Genomic DNA, 16,742 nt, shown 5'->3' on the forward strand with positions numbered 1-16,742 from the left:
TCTTTCAACACATACGAAGATTAGTGGGCAATATCTGAACTGCGCCCTGTCAAGTAAACAGTGGAAATAATTAATAATAAAAATGGATTTAAGCGGCTTTAGCTCTATCAACAGGGACTAAGGCCGTTTCATTTACTTGATATCTATCATTCGATATAATCATCAATTGCTTTTGAAAGCTCTTTAAACGTTCCTTACCTATGTAGATAATACTTCTCACATTTCTGAGTTCTCCAAAACAATTCCATTGGTCCGTTATCAATGCACTTACCAACTCGGGACATACTGTGTGTCATTTCTGCTAGATCCATCTTACACTGCGGTTACTAAATAGGCAAACAACCTTTTCTATCAGTAATTAACAAGAAACAGAAATTTGGATGATCTAGGGACAATTACCAAACTTTCGGGTAGAAACTACTATATTGATTTAATAGTATGTTTATTTTCCAATGTCCATTAATGACTTTTAATCAAAACGGTATAAATGAGAATAAACAGTACCCCTAATAGGAGATGAATATAAGATGTTGAAAAACTGCCCCTGCGATAATGAATACCATGAATGCTAGCATATCCTAGTGTGCCTATCGCGATTCCCATGCAAACAGATTTTGTTTTGAATGTAAAATCCATTACAAAATGTCCTATTGCTATAAATAAAATCATAAAAAATGCTAACGAAAACGCAGTAATCAGAAAGGGAGAAAGCGTATCTGTCCAAGCTAAAAAAGACACAAATAAAGCCATTCCTTCAGGTATCTGGTGAATCACAAATGGCCCTAATAGTGTTCCATCTAACAACCAGGTAGCACTATCTAATTCCATACCTACCATCAGTCCAACTGGCAGATTATGAAATACAATTCCTATGATTAAAAAAAACGAACTTAAAATCATCCGTGGTCTCAGCTGGTCACTATTAACAGATTTTAATACATTGGTTTCAAGAAATAACATAAAGGATACGCCACCTAGAATTCCAATTATTAATCCTAAACGATTATAATGACCCATAGCCTCAGGAACTAACATGAAAACTACAATTCCTATAAGTATACCAGAAGCAAACAGATAGAGATTTGCAGTCTGTTTGTTAAAAATAATTTTCATAATCGATGCTAAGAAACCTCCAAATAAAAGACCAATAAAAACAAGAACACCTACGATGACTACTAATTTCATTCACAACCTCTCCTTAAGGATATATTTATACAAGCTCAGAAAAAATGAATGAAAGTGAAAATTCAATCAGTGAGGGTTTTACTGCCAGTTATATGTGGGATAAATGTTCATGAATACGTGTATTTTTCATCCATTTTTTACACATTGTTTACCATCATTTCATACATACTTAAAAATGCTGCTTTATACTTGAATTAAAGCTATAGATAATACATGTATGGAGGGATCCAAATGAGGTTTCTTGCCAAAGTTGCTATTTGTCTTACGGCTATGATTATCTACTATGTTTAATTTTCTATGTATGCAAGAAAAGCAACTCCCTTTCAAGCTACAACCTTCTTAATCCATTCAGTCCATAATTAATTTCTGCTCAAAAGATATGCATCCACTAAAATACTATTTGCTAAATTCATAAACCAGCTAATTAAATAATTCACCATCTGCATTGAAGACTGGCCACTCACCTGATTTAGGTAACTTCACTGAGGACGGAGTATGTGCATCTGCGCATATTCGGAACAAAAGCATTTATCGCCCATTGACTCATTACTAATGGATGATGTTTTTTAATTCTTTATGATAGCCAACTACAGTTAATTTATCTGGGAGGATAATTTTATCGTTCACCCTTCATGTTTTGTCTTTGGAGACACCTCCTAAAACACTAACTCTTTTTTACTTACTTCTTCGGTACTCTCCTATACTAAGAACAATTAAAATAATAATTAAGCGTAAGTACGCTTCCGATAAAGATAACGCTTTCAAAATGTTTTGCACAAGAGTCTCTCTCTGGAGCATTCTCCTGCTGTATATGTAAATAGAGCCGCTCTCCCATACATAATGATTGGTAACCGCCTCCATTAATTCCATCCTACATTGACTGGCTATAATAATGAGTGGAATTACTGACAATGATGCCAATCATGATAAGAAATATATCACCATATTAGAAATAGCTACAATTGCCAATACATTATCTAAGCTCATGATTAAATCAGCAACAATTATAAGTACAATAGATTCCCACATGGAACTTCCTATTCTTATAATTTACTCCCCCTGTTTGTCCTCTAGTAGCTTATAGGCTACTATGAGTAAAAGAATGCCACCAATCAAATGAATGAAAGGTAATTTTAAGAGATATAGAACGATAAAAACAAAGAGCATTCGGACAATTGCTCTTAAAATCTCCCATATCACGGCAACCTTTTTTAAATGATCGGAAAGACGTCTGCTTGCCAACGTTATTACAACAGCATTATCACCACTTAGAATCAAGTTCACTAACAATATTTTAATTATAGACTCAATTAATCCCATGATACTACTTTCTCTCTCGTTTTTATAAACGTGAGATTTTATTAATCTATGTGCTAGGAAATAGTATCAGACCTAAACAGTCAAAGCTATTATAATTTTTACAAAGGAACTGTTCAAAAACAAAGGCAGCACGAAGATTTTTGAATTCATATCATTAGCGAAGGCTTCAAATTTAAAAAGTATGCTTATCCTTTCCTTTTGTTAATAGTATGCTAATGTTAAATTATAACCCCTAAAGACAATCATCGTATCATATTTTTATTTACATATCCCCCGTAAATAAATTTATTATTTTCTTATGGTTTAGAAACTCCTCAGAACTATCGACATACTTTTCACCCTCAGCACTCAATAATACGTAGTTATCCAAAAACATATTTCGTTATTTATTACCCAGTTCTCAACACTTTCTATGCTATGGTTACTTAAATTCCTAAGTATTATTTCATACATAATAAGCAAGCCAATTACTTCATTATCAGCATGATCTAATCTATAGAAATAAAAACCTGGCATTCCAAAGATTCAAATACCAGGTAGTATAAATAATCATGCCACGTCTTTCTTCTCTACATTCTTTACCGTCTTCCAGCCGACGGCGTAAATTACGACTAAGCCTACAAAAATAACGATGATAAATAATAGATTAGATTGAATAAACTGAATCAAATTCCCTAGTATGATCCCAACTATGCCAAAATCAGCATCACCGAATGTCGTACCCTCAAATCCAAGTGTTCCTAATACAGGGAGTAATAATGCTGGAAGGAAGCTAATAATAAACCCGTTAGCCATTGCTCCAATAACAGCACCTCTACGTCCACCAGTAGCATTTCCAAACACCCCAGCGGCTGCCCCAGTAAAGAAATGTGGTACCAATCCTGGAACAATTACTTTCAAATCAAATAAAGGAAGAAGAAGCATACTCATTAATCCTGCAATAAAACTAAATAAAAAACCGATAATAACAGCGTTTCCAGCGAAAGGAAAGATAGCAGGACAATCTAAAGCCGGTTTGGCATTAGGAACAAATTTATCTGCCACTCCCTTAAAGGCCGGTACTATTTCTCCTAAAAGCATTCGAACACCAGCTAAAATAATATATACACCTGCAGCAAATGTTAACCCCTGTAAGAAAGCAAATACTAGAAAGTTTTGTCCGTTACTTAATTCCGATTCAATAAATGTAGGACCAGCACAAGCAGCTACGATAAAGAACAAAATCACCATCGTTAATGATACAGAAACGGAAGTATCACGAAGGAATCCAAGAGACTTAGGCACCTTTAATTCTTCTGTTGATTTCGAATTTTTCCCAATTAATTTACCAACTAACGCAGATACAACGTAACCCATTGATCCAAAATGACCTATCGCAAAATCATCTGAACCAGTAATTTTACGTGTGAATGGCTGCAGCATAGCTGGTGAAAGAACCATCAATGAACCTAATATAATTGATCCCACCACAATTAGGATTACACCTGTAAGTCCACCTGTTGTTAGGATTACACCAATCATACATGCCATAAACATCGTATGATGTCCAGTTAAAAAGATGTATTTATATGGTGTAAGTCGTGCTAATATAATATTTACTACCATACCAAACAACATAATCATTGCCGTTTCCGTTCCAAAACTTTGCTGAGCAACCGCCACTATTGCTTCATTATTTGGAATAACACCGTCTACGCTAAAAGCTTCATTAAACATACTAGAAAATTGCCCAAGTGCCAATACAATAACATTTGCTCCTGCATCTAAAATCACAAAGCCCATAATTGTTTTGAGTGTTCCAGAAACCACTTCGGCAACATTCTTTCTTTGAGCTATTAATCCGATTAAGGCAAATAACCCAACAAGGATTGCTGGTGTTCCTAGCACATCATTCATTATTAAATCAATCATTTATACGTCTCCCCCTTCTTTAAATGTATAGTAAAGTTAGATGTTTTGCTCAATCGCGTCTCGAAGTTCTCCTTTATCCATTAGATTTTTAAGCTTAATAACATTTTTCTTACCATCCTCTAAACTATTAACAATATCTTCTGACCCTAAGAACACATCGGCTTGTTCAGATTTTGCTGTAGCTAAATCTGTATGAGATACATCAGCCTCTTTACCAAGCTCCTTCAAGATTGCTTTCACGTTCATTTCAACAATCATGCTACTTCCTAACCCATTTCCACAAACAACTAGTATTTTTTTCATGTTATTTCCTCCTAAATAAGATTAATTTGGTTAATGATATTCTGTACATCTTGTATATTTTCTGATGCAATTAACTGCTGTACATTTTCTTCTACCGACAGAAGGTCTGTCAATTGAGAAAGCGCAGTTAAATGAGTTTCATTATCAATAGCTGCTAGCACAATGATTAACTGTGCACGGTGCTTTTCCTTTGCTGAAAAATATACTGGTTCCTTTAATCGCAAAAAGCTCATACCTAATCTCTCTACTCCAGTTTCTGGTCTTGCATGTGGCAGAGCTATGTTTGGTGCTAATACGATGTATGGGCCCATCTCCTTCACATTATCGATCATCTCCTTAACATAAGTTGGTTTAATTGCTCTTTGCAAAACTAAAGGCTCTGCTGCTACTTTAATAGCCTCTTGCCAATTAGACACATGATCTCTGAACTGTATCGTTTTCTCTGTTAACAACTCATTAAGCATTGGTTTTCGTATCTCCTTTACATGATGAGTTCGATCCTGCAGCATTTTTTTTAAAGTCTCTTGTAAGCCAATTGGATCTCTAATCGAAGCGAACCTCGCAATTATCTCCATAAATGCATTCGTTTCATCATGAGTTACGGTTTCTATGTTAAACATATCATTCACTTGCATTAAAATACGTTCCTTATCATGATTGGATAAAATCGGTGCTACATGAATAACTGGGATATCCTTCTCTTTAAGATAATTCGTTGAAAAAATAACATCTACCTGATGGTGTTGCTGATTAAATTCACGGATGGATTGAACAGCAACTACATCAAGTCCAACGATTAAGCTTTCCAGTTGGGTTTTTAGCATATTTGATGTCCCTATCCCATTTTCACATACAATAATAGCCCGATAATTTACATTCACCTGTTTTTTTTCTTTCTTTAACCATCCGCCAAAATGTAAAGAAATATATGCAATCTCATCCTCTGGTATCTGTTTGCCGACATAGTACTCCAAATGAACGATAACTTGCTTTGTAAAATGGTAAATTTCTTCATAATTTTTTCGAATGCTCTCTGTTAAATGATTGGAATATTTTACGTCATACTTCAAACGATAATATGTTGGTTTAATATGTGAAATAAGATTCCTCTCTAGACCATCTCGATCATCAAAAATGACACATGCATTATTTTGGAATTCTGATACCATACGATGAACCACACGTTGAAGACCACGTAATTCTCGTTCTGTATAATTTCGAAAATCATCATGATGGACCTTTAAGCCTAGTAAGCTCATTGTTAAAAAACATATTTCATCATCTGGGATTTCCAGTTGATATTTAGTAGTTAATCTATTAGATATGAACTGAGCTGCGTGAAAGTATACAGATTGACGTAATACATTCTTTTCTTCTATATCAATTGCTACAATTTGTTCTGCCTTTACTCGCTTCACTACTACCAATAACTGTATTAACAGCATTTCTACCATTTCATCTGTTAACGTTAAACCAAGTTCGCATTCCGCTTCATGAATGATAGCTAGAATAGCTTCCCTAGCATGGTCAGCTTGATGGTACAGCTTAGAAAACGGATTGAGAATTTGATAGATTTTTTTCTGAAATATATCTGATTCTTTCTGTAATAATGTATAGGATAAAATATGAGCAACTAGTCTCCTTTTCTGCTCTTCCGAACCGTCAACTTGATAGCCGATTGGTCTTGTATAATGCAGACGAAGATAATGCTTGGACAAATAAGCTTTAACATGCTTTATATCCTTTATTACAGAACTACGACTCATGTTAGTCATATCCATAAAGCCTCTCATAGTAGAAGGCTCATTATCAGTCAATAGCCTGATTGTAAGGAGTAACTTTCTTTCTTGCTCTGAAAATTGATATGCATAGTCATCCGTCACAATAATCCCTTGATAAATTAATTCTTTTCTAGTCTTATCTACTAAATAAACTCCTTTTCCATAGCAATTTTGGATTGGTTCTAAGCATTGCTCTGTCAGCCAATTATTAAGTTGGTCTAAATCGTAGTAAATGGTACGCTGAGAAACTCCCAATAATTCAGATAATCTTCTTGTGTGAATTGGTTTACATTCTTTCATAACTATAGATAATAAGTACGCGCGCCTTTTATCTAATACCATTTTGAAATACCTTTCTAGAAAGTAATTTTGCAAAAATAAAAAGCTGATTTATTTTTGCATCGCTTTACACCGTAATTATAACCCTATTATTACGTTTGTGTAAGAGGTTTCACAGACCATAAAATGTAAGATTATGATTTTGCAATAATAAACAGTAGAGCAACATCACAGACAGCCTATATCCATGAAAAAGCGAAGATAGTTCAAGTAATATCAACTATCTTCGCTTTATATAATCTTTCATTTATATAGGTCTTTTCAATAATATAACGACTGCTGTTTAACCTAGTATCATAGAATACTCTAAATTACATACAAATCGTACTTTATATTTCTGCTACTCCAAGCACCGTGTTTTGTTCACTTTCTATTATCATTAATTCAGCTCTTTCAATTTCTTTGGTTTAAAGCGATTTGGCTGGATTCATTTAATTTTACTACTGTATACGCATCGTCATCGGCTGCTGTGAAGATACTTCAACAGACAATTTCAAGGAAGCTCTTTTCCCCAGGACTTCAAAATCAAACATATACCAAAATACTTGGTTTACACAATAGAAATAAATACCCTGAAATGATTTGAAAAAGTACCTACACGCTTCATTTTATATGCATCGCTCCTATTATTTTTGCGATAAAAGCTGGGTTGCAGTTTGAACAGCAATCGCATCATCAATAAAGCCGATTGGAAATAGGTAATCAGGCACTAAGTCCATCGTTAAGATAAAATAGATTAACACACCACCCATTACAGCTAGTTCCTTTGCGTTCCCCTTACGTAATGTAAATTTCGTAAATATATCCTGAAGCTGTTGGATGTATGGTCCAACACCTGCTACCTTTTTCACTTTTTCTTTAAATTCCTTACGTATGATTTCTTCCCCTTCATCCGTTCTAGAGTATTGTTGATAAGAAGATAACCGTTGCTCTAACAAATCAAGGGTAAATTCCTCTTGATGGATATCCGATTTTTCTATAACTTTTTGCATTTGTCGTATCGTTTCATTAGCATCATCAGTTACATTCTTTTCGATTTCATAACCAGCAGCTCGCATCAAATTTACAATCGGAACGTCCAATACTTGAGCAAATACTTGTAAATGATTTAAGTTAGCACGTCGCTTTCCATTAACAATTCGCGATATCGTCGCTACATCGATGGAAGTCAATTTACTGAATTTACGCATAGATAATGATTTTTTATGCAAGAGTTCCTTTACTAAAGAACCTAACGTATCATTTTCATTTAGAGACATTGTCACTACTCCTCATCTATAAAACTCTTTTTTACTTTATACCTTCATTATAATTTTGTCAAAAACGTTGTATTTAAGTCAACATATTATGATGTGTTATTTATCAAAAATACAATCCATTTCTTAATAACACTTAATATAGTTCAATTACATTCTATCTCCAAGACATCTCCATCTATAAAGAATGTTGACAAAAAATCAACACATCTGTATATTGGAAAATAATTATATCATATTTAATTCCATATAAAGGGAGTAAGTTGTAAAAGAAGCTTTTAGTAATATCAACTATACTATCAAGAGAGGAAAGCATAAGTACGTTTTACTAGTACAATACAGATGATGAAGGTGAGAAATTTGGGTAAAGCAGCCAATAACCAAGTTAAAAGAAAAAAATTACGGAAGAAACGAAATCGAAAACTGATTTTATCGATAACATTATTAACTACAATGATCATTATTTACTGTGTATATCAATATAATCAGGGGTTATCAATGAATAAAGGAGTAGCCAATACGACTGTTGAGCCATTTGAAGGAGAGGAAGTACAATTTGGAGAAATAAAAGTACTTTTAATAGGAACCGATGCTCGAGGAGAAGAAAAAGGTAGATCCGATACATTGATGATTGGTTATTACAACCAGCATACACATCAAATAAAAATTGTATCCTTAATGCGTGATACATACGTTGAAATTCCTGGTTATGGAATGCAAAAATTAAATGCAGCTTACTCTTTCGGGGGTCCAGAGTTATTAAGAAAAACCATTAAACATAATTTTGATATTAATATTAACTACTATGCAACCGTCGATTTTAATGGTTTTCCTAAAATTATAGATTTAGTTGCACCTGATGGGATAAAAGTAAATATTGAAAAAGAAATGTCTAAAGGTATCGGCATGACACTGCATCCTGGCGAACAAATTTTGCATGGTGATCAATTATTAGGCTATGTTCGCTTTCGAAAAGATAGTCAAAATGACTTCGGTCGAGTAGAGCGTCAGCAAGAAGTATTGTCAAAATTAAAAGATCAAGCATTGAGGATCAATCAATTAGTTAAACTTCCAAAAATATTAGGAGCTACCAACGCTTATATAGATACGAATGTAAATACACAAATTTTATATTCGATAGGTAAAGGTTTACTTACACATTCCAACGAAGGAGTAGAAACCTTACGCATCCCTACCGAAAATTCTTATACAAATTTACATGTAGATGCTGGAGCGGTGTTAAACATCGATCTTGAAAAAAATAAGCAAGCTTTAAAAGCGTTTTTAGAAAGCGATTATAAATAAGTCCGAGCTAATTTACGATAATATAGACTAGACACGGGACTGTGTAAGTGAGAGAGCTACACAGTTCCGTTTTTAAAACGGGCTCTATCATCGCTCATCAAGAAAACACTCATTTTTCCGGGCACGACTTCAGCATCCATATTTCCAGAAAACCCTTTCATTTTTTACTCGTATTTTCCACCCCTTAGTAAATTGAATAGGACGTAACGACAAAAATTATTGTTGCTTAATACAGGAATATTCAACACTCAACCTTACCTAGGCTTGCTTCTTAATCTGTTTTACTATTCATACATAATCTATTAAGACAAAAAATAAATCATATGTAATCACTTACAATTTCGTTGATTGCAGATTCATTATATAATAGATCTGCGATTACTAAGTAAACGAATGTTCCAACCACTATAAACAGCATGAGTACAATAAGTATTAGAACGATATTTCCAATCACCTGTATCACCTTAGAATTCATCCATTTTTTCAACGGATCTTTCATCTTTTGAAACATTTCCACCCTCCCCTTTTAATTTTCCGTGCTAAAACAACTTTTTATACAAGTGTGGTACTCTACTTTCAAAAACAGGTATATCTTTTCTAACTTGAGGAACTGTTGATGCATCAATTTGTGTGCAGAATGAGTCCTCGGAATACCTTGAACCCTCCACTACTATTTCTCCCCAAGGATCGATTACCATCGACTTACCACAAAATAGAATATTATTATATTCTCCTACTCTGTTTGCAGAAACAACGTACATCTGATTTTCAATAGCTCTCGCCAATTGGAGGATTCTCCAATGAGCAGCCCTAGCCTCTGGCCACTCTGCAACGACATGAAGAATTTCGACTCCCTCAAGCGCTAAAGAACGAATGACCTCCGGAAAACGCAAGTCATAACATATAATTACACCCATCTTTACTCCTTCAAGTTCAAACACTGTTGGGGGCTTTTGACCACCTGTTAAGTACTTATGCTCATCTAGCATAGGAACTAAGTGGACCTTATTGTATTGATACACAACAACTCCATTACGATCAATAATGAAGGACGTATTATAGAAGCAATCATTCACTTTATTTGCAACTGAGCCCCCAATGATGTTTACATTTAGCGATAGCGCTAAGTTTTGTAAGAAACCTTTTGTTGGCTCACCACCTATATCTGCTTGTTCATCTAATGATGGTAGTGTATAAGCAGTTGTCCACATTTCTGGTAACACAACAACATCTGGTTTATTTTTAGCTACTTCTCTTTTCATCCACTCTTTTACTTTAGCTCGATTTTTGGACGGGTTACCAGGGACAATATCCATCTGATAGATAGCATATTTCAATATCATTCTTATCCCTCCAACATCGTTTTTTACTTCTAGCCCTTTATGCTTTTCACCACTATGTATCATACATCACAATTATCATAATTATCAATATTCAAATTATTGAAAAGCGAAAGCAGTTTCTATAAGACTACCTTCACTTAATTACATTCTATTGTGGCAGATATCGAAAAACGATTACCTAACTTAGTGATGGAACCAGCAAAGCGACTTACTACCCCTAATGCTACTACCCCTAATGCTGTATGGTTAATTCTCCCTTGCTTATAGTTGTCTCCATCTTCATGATAACACATAATCCTGCCGATAGATGACCACCCTATGTTCTAGTCTACTTGACATTTGTTCATTTACGATATGAACTACAAATGCTTTGGATTGTAAAATATTTCTAACATTATCCTTTTGTATTCTATCCTCTTTGCGCTGAAAAGATTGTGAAATGGTTGGAGGATGTTACGATACGATATTAAAAAAGCTGATGGTGCTCCATGAATAGTACTGTCTTCAGTCTCAAATGCCATCGATCGCGGTACCACACTACCAATTAAATGTATTGGATTCAAAGAAAGCACTCCTACGCTACCCCCCTCCAAATTTATTATTATTGATCCAATTCCCTAATTTTAATAGGAAATAATGTTTTTTCTAATTTCCCACGATAAATCTCATATTGCTCTGGTAATTTTAATGCTGCCCCTAACGTCGCTAATGATTCATCATGGGAAAATCCAGGAGGGTCTGTAGCAATTTCAAATAATATATTACCATGTTCTTTAAAGTATATTGCGTTAAAATAATTTCGATCTTTAACTGCTGTTACACTATAACCACTCTCCCTAACATATGTTTGCCAATCTAATTGGTCGGCATCATTTTCAGCACGCCAAGCTATATGATGAACTGTTCCAACTCCCATTTGTCCACGCCCAGCAGATGTAGTTTTTAAATCAATCATATTTCCAATATCCCCAAAAGACCGAAAACGAATAAGGTCCTCTTCTTCTTCCATTCGCTCTAATCCCATTATTTCTTCTAGTACCTGCGCTGTTTTTTCAGGTTGCGAAGAAAATAACGTTACTCCAGCAAAACCTTTAATTGCCGCTTCAGGAGTTATGTTACCAAAAGTCCAATTATTCCGGTCACCGTTTTCTCGCTCTACAAGCTCTAATTGTAGACCATGGGGGTCTTTAAAACGTAAATACGTTTCTCTAAAACGCTTTTCCATTGTGAACTGGATGCCAAAACCTCTAAATCGTTCCTGCCAAAAATCCATCGCCCCCAGTGGAATAGCATACGAGGTGACACCTACTTGACCATCACCAATTTTACCTGGAAAGGCATTGGTCCATGGAAAAAAAGTAATGATTGTTCCTGGCTTTCCCTCTTTATTTCCAAAGTAAAGATGATACGTACCCGGATCATCAAAGTTGATCGTTTTCTTCACAAGTCGCAACCCCAATATACTTGCATAAAAATCTACATTCTCCTGCGGATGGCCAACAATTGCTGAAATATGGTGAATTCCCGCTGTTCTTTTCACAACTATACACTTCCTTTGATGAATTATATTTAATTAAAGTATTATTAATTAAATACAATAATAGCGATTTATGCTTAGTTTGTCAACCTAACACTATATTATTCAAGTAATTGACTAGCTAAACATTTACAGGAATCAAATCCTATTATGTAATAGGCTCAATGAAGCGATAATTGGTCTGCTTAAAAGCACCGCAGCACAAGGTAAGGCAATTTAGAACTCCAAACTTAGTCACTTAACGGTTATACTGTATGGGCTGAGTGAAAATGCTATGGGTGAGAGGGGTATTCTTCTATATTTTAAATTCTTTATCACAAAAAAATGAAGAAACAGTAAAAAACGAACGATAATCATCATAAATTAATTATCGTTCGTTTTTTGATTAAAGTCATTCATTTAGCACCTGAAATAAGCGAGACTCCGGCGGGAACAGCACGAGTCCGAAGATCCACGTGGTAACGTGTTTTTCTTTACCAAGTTAGCTGAAGCCGTGCCCGCGGAAAGAGCGTATATTTTCACGGTGCGGCGATGATACTGATATTGATAACATGATTATTCGTATTTTGAGTAAAAAAGTTGTGTTTTGTCCCAGACTCTCCTAATACATGTACATTAAATTATTCAGCGGATCCTACATCAGCCCATTTGTATTCATATGTTGCTCCAAACGGATTCACAAAAACACCTTTTACTTTCGGAGAAACAAGCTGTGCTCTCGAAGCCTGATAAATCGGCGCAATAGCTGCGTCCTCAAAAAGGATTTTCTCAGCCTCTAAAAAGTTCTCATAACGAGCTACATTATCTGTAGCTAAGGAGGAAGTAGTTGCATTCACTAAGTTATCGTATTCTTCATTAGAATACCCCATCATATTATTGCCACTATCTGTTGTCCAAAGATTCATATACGTGAATGGATCAAGGAAATCTGGACCCCATCTAGAAACTTGAATTTCATAATTCATGCTTGTATCCAGATCAAGCCGCTGCTCTTTAGGTACTTGCTTTAACGTAACGTTAAGACCTGGTAAGTTTGTAGAAAGCTGATTAGCAATATACTCAACCATTAACTTTGTTGTTTCATCATCGTCTGTTAACAGTTCAAGTTCAACAGAATCTTTACCAATCTCTTCTAAACCTTTTTCCCATAATTTCTTCGCTTCTTCAATATCATACGTCACAAGGTCTCCATTAACTTCTCTGAAGTCTTCACCAGTTTCAGGCATTGGCGTGAAATCAGCTGGAACCAGACCATTAGCAACAATGGATCCATTATTTAAAATTTCGTCAACAAGCGCTTGTTTGTTGAATGCTTTACTGATTGCCTTTCGAATATTTACATTTGCAGTAGCATCCGTTGTCGTTTGATTAAATTTAATGAAGTAAACGAATGTATCAGGAGTAATGACATAATCATCATTTGTACTATATTGATCAACTAAATCTGAAGTTAGATCAACACGATCAATCTTTCCTGATTCATATAAATCAACAGACGTTTGAGGATCTTTTACCACTTCAAAGTTAATTTTATCCATTTTCACAGTATCGGCATCCCAATAATCTTCATTTTTTTCAAGCTCCCAAGAACTACTAGTACTTTTCCAATTCGCTATTTTATATGGTCCATTAGCTAAAAGTGTATCGGAACTAGTAGCAAAATTATCACCTTGCTCTTCAACAAACTTCTGGTTTAATGGCAAAAAGGTACCGAATGTTGTTAAAGATTCAAAGTATGCTGTAGGATTCTCTAGTTCTACTACTAGTGTATAATCTCCATCAGCTTTAACACCCAACTCTTCAATAGGCTTGTCTCCAGAACTAATTGCAGTTGCATTCTTTATGACACCATTCATCATATATGGACCATATTCTGATCCGGTTTCTGGATTAACAGCCCGCTGCCATGAATAAACAAAATCATGGGCAGTAACAGGGTCTCCATTTTCCCAAACTGTATCCTCTCGTAAAGTAAACGTCCAGGTAAGTCCATCGTCACTTACTTCATGGTCAGTTGCGATCCCTTCTACGGGTTGCGCATTCTCATCTAATCGATAAAGCCCCTCCGTCGTGGCTGCTAAATATATAAAAGATGATTCATCAGTTGCAAGTGAAGGGTCCATTGACGGGATTGCTTCGGGGTTAATAAAACTTAATACCTTTTCTCCTTCTTTTTCTTCATTCGTATCTGCTGTTGCCTCATCTGTTTCCCCTTCAGATGTCGATGCATCCTCACTCTCACCGGAGCAGGCAACAATTACGCTGATTAATAGACCAAATACAAGGAATAATATCCAGCTTCTTAGCCTCATAATAAAGCCCCCTTTTATTTTCCTAGTGATGCAGAAGCTAGTAAAACTTACTAAGAATTATACCTTTAACTTAAGAAAGTTGTAAAGTATTTTTTAGAAAATTAATTTATTTATGATAATTAATAATAAACTATCAAAACACAAAATTACATTAATTCAGCTGGTAGAATTTCTAAACAACTTATAATAATGTTTGAGAATTTTCACCAAGAGTAACGAAAAAAAGACGTAACATGAAGCTGGCAGGTTATTGGAAGAAGGATTAATTATAATTGAAAATGATTTGTAATGCCAATAACGTATCCTCAGATGGATTTGCTTTTTTTATCAATATATATTAAAATGAATAAAATTATTTTCTAATATTAAGAAAGGGAGGCAAAAAGTCATGGAAACTGTTTTCAGAAGAATTGCAACAGAAGTAAAGTCATATTTACATCTAGGAGATATACTTTTAACGGGATCAGTCTGTCCTTTTTTAAGCAAACTTCATATAGAAACCAGATACCGGAAGCTTTTTGTCTTTTTATTTTAGAACTGTAGAAACTGTTAAATTGTTTGTGCATTTTGATTAAATACTAATTAGTAACTAGACGCCGGTTTTTATATGGTGTCTTTTTTGCATATACAAGAGAAGAATTGTGTTGTATATGTGTATTCATCCTCTTGTTGGATGAATTCATAAAAAAGTGTAAAAAGACCAGATAAGGAACTACCAAATAACGAAAAAAACTGTTGCAATAATTTGTGTGGAACCAGAAGTTTAGAAAGGGTGAGAAAATTGTTTAAAAGGCTTAGGCAATATAGAAATGTTTCAGTGTTCCAAGCGCTTCTAATTTAGAATAATAATTAGAAGCGAGGGATAATAATATGAAAAAGCAAAAAATCTTTACTAAATCATTTATATTCTTATTTATAAGTAACTTTTTAGTTTTTATAGGGTTTGAGATGTTGTTACCTATTTTACCAGCCTATTTGTTAAGCATGAATGCATCTTCCATTCAAGTAGGTCTAATGACAACATTATTTACACTAGGCGCTGTTCTATTCAGACCTTTTATAGGCTACTATTTAATTGATAACCAACGGAAAAGTCTTGCCATTATTGCAAGTGCCGCTTTAATGATTATTACAATGCTATATCCTTTTCTTAATATTATTTGGCTTTTGCTATTGTTACGACTTTTCCATGGCGCAGCGTGGGGAGTATCAACCACAGCCAATAGTACAATGGTAGTCGATTTAATTTCCAATACACGATTAGGAGAAGGGATAGGGTATTTTTCTATTTCAACAACGGTTGGGGCTATCATTGCACCAAGTGTAGGTATCCTTATCTATGACTCTTTTTCTTTCAATATTTTAATTTGGTCATCAGTAGTACTCAGTCTTTTGGCAGTAATTGCGCTTTATTTTGTATATTCACCTACTCCTGTTAAACATGAGAAACAATCATTTCAATTTTTTGAAGCGATTTTCGAGAAAGACGTGTGGTTCCCAGCATTACTGACGGTCATTACAACACTTGGTTTTGGAGCAATTATTACTTTTTTGGTTCTTTTTGGAAAACAAAAGGGACTAGATCATATTTTTCTATTTTTCCTTATCAATGCGACTGTCTCCACTTTACTACGTCCTTTTACAGGAAAATGGTATGACAAAAAAGGACCTTGGTCTATCATCATTGTTTCAGCAATTCTAGGTTTTTTGTCACTTGTGTTGCTATCATATACGACAAATAATCTTTATCTTATTATTGCAGCGATTTTATTTGGTGCAGGTTATGGAACTGTTATGCCATGTTTACAAACATGGACTGTTCAAAAGGTAAGTGAAGAAAAAAGTGGCGCTGCCAACGCAACCTTTCTTTCCAGTTTTGACATTGGTGTTGGAGTCAGCGCATTTATATTAGGAATCTTAGCTGAATGGATTAGTTTAGAGATGATCTTCAGGATTGTTAGTCTAAGTTTTATTTTTGTTGCAGTTTTAGTCTATAAGGATTTTTCAAATGAAAAGAAAAGGTCTAAAAAATATATAAAATTGATATAATAGCAAATCCACTTCTAGTTAATAGAGGTCTTTTTAGTTGATATTTTCCTTAGCGTACAGAATTCACAAAATGTTGACTGAACCCATTATACGATTATAAG

Annotated in this window: 12 protein-coding genes and 1 pseudogene; 2 read left to right on the top strand and 11 right to left on the bottom strand. The window is 34.6% G+C overall.

The window, feature by feature from the left end; all coding sequences use genetic code 11:
* Positions 1–459: 459 nt before the first annotated feature.
* The 6 genes and pseudogenes from JUJ52_RS00720 to JUJ52_RS00745 all read right to left on the bottom strand — a co-directional run bounded on the left by JUJ52_RS00720 (position 460) and on the right by JUJ52_RS00745 (position 8,098).
* On the bottom strand, positions 460–1,185 hold the full coding sequence (locus tag JUJ52_RS00720; RefSeq protein ID WP_121604954.1) for a ZIP family metal transporter: 726 nt from the start codon (positions 1,183–1,185) through the stop codon (positions 460–462).
* Between the two features lie 921 nt (positions 1,186–2,106).
* Positions 2,107–2,505, bottom strand: a pseudogene (locus tag JUJ52_RS00725) (TerC family protein).
* Between the two features lie 549 nt (positions 2,506–3,054).
* Positions 3,055–4,416, bottom strand: a complete 1,362-nt coding sequence (locus JUJ52_RS00730) for a PTS ascorbate transporter subunit IIC (RefSeq protein WP_026681730.1) — start codon at positions 4,414–4,416, stop codon at positions 3,055–3,057.
* Between the two features lie 36 nt (positions 4,417–4,452).
* Positions 4,453–4,719: a PTS sugar transporter subunit IIB gene (locus JUJ52_RS00735; RefSeq protein WP_026681729.1), complete on the bottom strand. Its 267-nt coding sequence runs from the start codon at positions 4,717–4,719 to the stop codon at positions 4,453–4,455.
* A gap of 11 nt (positions 4,720–4,730) precedes the next feature.
* Positions 4,731–6,842 (bottom strand): BglG family transcription antiterminator, encoded by a 2,112-nt coding sequence (locus JUJ52_RS00740; protein ID WP_026681728.1) that lies wholly within the window; start codon positions 6,840–6,842, stop codon positions 4,731–4,733.
* A 623-nt stretch (positions 6,843–7,465) separates the two neighbouring features.
* A complete protein-coding gene (locus JUJ52_RS00745) occupies positions 7,466–8,098 on the bottom strand; it encodes a DUF1232 domain-containing protein (protein WP_026681727.1) in 633 nt (210 codons plus the stop codon).
* Positions 8,099–8,440: 342 nt separating this feature from the next.
* Between JUJ52_RS00745 and JUJ52_RS00750 the strand changes: the two genes are divergently transcribed.
* Complete coding sequence (locus tag JUJ52_RS00750) at positions 8,441–9,400, top strand: LCP family protein (RefSeq protein WP_121605881.1); 960 nt, start codon at positions 8,441–8,443, stop codon at positions 9,398–9,400.
* 319 nt (positions 9,401–9,719) lie between these two features.
* Here JUJ52_RS00750 and JUJ52_RS00755 read toward each other — a convergent pair whose 3' ends face one another.
* The 5 genes from JUJ52_RS00755 to JUJ52_RS00775 all read right to left on the bottom strand — a co-directional run bounded on the left by JUJ52_RS00755 (position 9,720) and on the right by JUJ52_RS00775 (position 14,592).
* Positions 9,720–9,911 carry a hypothetical protein gene (locus tag JUJ52_RS00755; protein ID WP_026681725.1) on the bottom strand — a complete coding sequence of 64 codons (192 nt, stop codon included), beginning with the start codon at positions 9,909–9,911 and terminating at the stop codon, positions 9,720–9,722.
* Between the two features lie 28 nt (positions 9,912–9,939).
* A complete protein-coding gene (locus JUJ52_RS00760; RefSeq protein ID WP_308035987.1) occupies positions 9,940–10,743 on the bottom strand; it encodes a carbon-nitrogen family hydrolase in 804 nt (267 codons plus the stop codon).
* A gap of 137 nt (positions 10,744–10,880) precedes the next feature.
* Positions 10,881–11,036 (bottom strand): hypothetical protein, encoded by a 156-nt coding sequence (locus JUJ52_RS00765; RefSeq protein ID WP_161629274.1) that lies wholly within the window; start codon positions 11,034–11,036, stop codon positions 10,881–10,883.
* A 308-nt stretch (positions 11,037–11,344) separates the two neighbouring features.
* The gene (locus JUJ52_RS00770; RefSeq protein WP_205388450.1) at positions 11,345–12,283 is read right to left on the bottom strand and encodes a ring-cleaving dioxygenase; all 939 of its coding nucleotides are present in this window, start codon (positions 12,281–12,283) and stop codon (positions 11,345–11,347) included.
* Positions 12,284–12,900: 617 nt separating this feature from the next.
* Positions 12,901–14,592: a peptide ABC transporter substrate-binding protein gene (locus JUJ52_RS00775; RefSeq protein ID WP_121604950.1), complete on the bottom strand. Its 1,692-nt coding sequence runs from the start codon at positions 14,590–14,592 to the stop codon at positions 12,901–12,903.
* Positions 14,593–15,462: 870 nt separating this feature from the next.
* On the opposite strand from JUJ52_RS00775, the gene JUJ52_RS00780 reads away from it, so the two are divergent.
* On the top strand, positions 15,463–16,641 hold the full coding sequence (locus tag JUJ52_RS00780; RefSeq protein WP_121604949.1) for an MFS transporter: 1,179 nt from the start codon (positions 15,463–15,465) through the stop codon (positions 16,639–16,641).
* The last annotated feature ends 101 nt before the right edge of the window (positions 16,642–16,742 follow it).

Origin of the sequence: Virgibacillus sp. AGTR, from assembly GCF_016919725.2 — a bacterium.
Classification (GTDB): domain Bacteria; phylum Bacillota; class Bacilli; order Bacillales; family Amphibacillaceae; genus Virgibacillus; species Virgibacillus salarius.

What these genes read in the sequence shown, in the direction of transcription:
- JUJ52_RS00720 (WP_121604954.1), bottom strand. Translation starts at nt 1,185, where the DNA reads ATGAAATTAGTAGTCATCGTAGGTGTTCTTGTTTTTATTGGTCTTTTA.
- JUJ52_RS00730 (WP_026681730.1), bottom strand. Translation starts at nt 4,416, where the DNA reads ATGATTGATTTAATAATGAATGATGTGCTAGGAACACCAGCAATCCTT.
- JUJ52_RS00735 (WP_026681729.1), bottom strand. Translation starts at nt 4,719, where the DNA reads ATGAAAAAAATACTAGTTGTTTGTGGAAATGGGTTAGGAAGTAGCATG.
- JUJ52_RS00740 (WP_026681728.1), bottom strand. Translation starts at nt 6,842, where the DNA reads ATGGTATTAGATAAAAGGCGCGCGTACTTATTATCTATAGTTATGAAA.
- JUJ52_RS00745 (WP_026681727.1), bottom strand. Translation starts at nt 8,098, where the DNA reads ATGTCTCTAAATGAAAATGATACGTTAGGTTCTTTAGTAAAGGAACTC.
- JUJ52_RS00750 (WP_121605881.1), top strand. Translation starts at nt 8,441, where the DNA reads ATGAAGGTGAGAAATTTGGGTAAAGCAGCCAATAACCAAGTTAAAAGA.
- JUJ52_RS00755 (WP_026681725.1), bottom strand. Translation starts at nt 9,911, where the DNA reads ATGTTTCAAAAGATGAAAGATCCGTTGAAAAAATGGATGAATTCTAAG.
- JUJ52_RS00760 (WP_308035987.1), bottom strand. Translation starts at nt 10,743, where the DNA reads ATGATATTGAAATATGCTATCTATCAGATGGATATTGTCCCTGGTAAC.
- JUJ52_RS00765 (WP_161629274.1), bottom strand. Translation starts at nt 11,036, where the DNA reads ATGTGTTATCATGAAGATGGAGACAACTATAAGCAAGGGAGAATTAAC.
- JUJ52_RS00775 (WP_121604950.1), bottom strand. Translation starts at nt 14,592, where the DNA reads ATGAGGCTAAGAAGCTGGATATTATTCCTTGTATTTGGTCTATTAATC.
- JUJ52_RS00780 (WP_121604949.1), top strand. Translation starts at nt 15,463, where the DNA reads ATGAAAAAGCAAAAAATCTTTACTAAATCATTTATATTCTTATTTATA.